Consider the following 502-nt stretch of genomic DNA (forward strand, 5'->3'; position numbering starts at 1 on the left):
TTAGGGGTAGTGGCTTCTGCTTTAGATCCTACAAAACTCTTTGGTAACAACCTTAAGACTATCAATTTAGAGGATCTAAGAACCATCTTGCATGAATTCAGCCACACTAAAGGCTATACCCATAACGGGAATATGACTTATCAAAGAGTGCCAACCGGTCAAAATGAAAATGGCAAACCAAAAGATTCTGATGGCCTCCCCTATAATGTGTGTTCGCTTTATGGGGGTCAAGGTCAGAGCGCTTTCCCTAGCAACTACCCTAATTCTATCTATCACAATTGCGCGGATGTCCCAGCTGGCTTTTTAGGAGTAACAGCAGCCGTTTGGCAGCAACTCATCAATCAAAACGCCTTACCGATCAATTTCGCTAATCTTGGTAGTCAAACAAACTACAATCTAAACGCTAGTTTGAACACGCAAGATTTAGCCAATTCCATGCTTAGCACCATTCAAAAAACCTTTGTAACTTCTAGCGTTACGAACCACTATTTTTCAAACGCTT

The 502-nt window shown here is 41.4% G+C and carries 1 protein-coding gene; it reads left to right on the forward strand.

The window, feature by feature from the left end:
• Positions 1–9: 9 nt before the first annotated feature.
• Positions 10–502: hypothetical protein (locus tag IE260_RS43610; RefSeq protein WP_229881873.1), on the forward strand; the 493-nt coding region annotated here is incomplete at its 3' end.

The sequence above is a fragment of the Streptomyces viridiviolaceus genome, assembly GCF_014650995.1.
GTDB classification, from domain to species: Bacteria; Actinomycetota; Actinomycetes; order Streptomycetales; family Streptomycetaceae; genus Streptomyces; species Streptomyces viridiviolaceus.